General features: G+C 42.3%; 1 protein-coding gene. It reads left to right on the top strand.

Annotated elements, in window-relative coordinates; all coding sequences use genetic code 11:
* Positions 1 to 20: 20 nt before the first annotated feature.
* Positions 21 to 809 (top strand): efflux RND transporter permease subunit (locus B4J50_RS08750; protein WP_286954099.1); only part of this gene is annotated, 789 nt, incomplete at its 3' end.

Below are 809 nucleotides of genomic sequence, written 5' to 3'. Positions count from 1 at the left end.
CCAATTGAGGTGGTTCAGCGATGAATCTTCCAGAATTTTCGGTTAAGCGGCGAGTAACCACCCTTATGATCTTTCTTGTAGTCATATTGCTTGGTGGTATTGTTTTCACATCTTTAAAAGTAGATTTATTGCCTGAAATAGAACCTCCAGTTATTAATATTTTGACTTCATGGCCAGGAGCTTCTGCTAGCGATGTAGAGCAGCGAGTTTCCAAAATAGTAGAGAATCACGTTGCCATGATAGAAGGGGTAGATACTATCCTTTCAAAGTCCCAAGATAACATATCTGTTGTTTCCGTGAAGTTTGATTGGGGGGAAGACTTGGATGTCAAAATAGGAGATGTTCGAGATGCGGTGAACTTCGCTAAACGAGATCTACCTAGCGATGCAGAGGAGCCAATTTTGTTGAGAATAACTTCAGGGACGGTTCCTGTCCTTGTAATGTCTCTAACGGCAGACGAGTCCTTTCCCAGTCTTTATCATTATGCAGATAAAACTATTTCCGAAACAATTTCCCGTATTTCTGGTGTAGGGCAAGTTCTGATCTACGGTGGGGATCGACGGGAGATACAGGTACAACTCAATGTAGATAAAATTGAAGCGTATGGACTAGCTCCACAATCAGTAGTGCAAGCTCTTGAACGGGAGAATATTAACATTCCTTCAGGGTCTCTAAAAGAAGGGCGAATTGAGTATTATCTACGGGTTCCTGGTCGATTCCAAAGTGTAGCGGATATGCACAAAGTAATTGTAGGTGTATCGAAAGGGCGACCAGTATATCTTTCCGATGTGGCGACTATTTCCGATAGT

Source organism: Aminobacterium sp. UBA4908, assembly GCF_002398115.1.
In the GTDB taxonomy this organism is placed as follows: domain Bacteria; phylum Synergistota; class Synergistia; order Synergistales; family Aminobacteriaceae; genus Aminobacterium; species Aminobacterium mobile.
The sequence above is the reverse complement of the archived record's forward strand: the minus strand, read 5'-3'. Positions and strand labels throughout refer to the sequence as shown.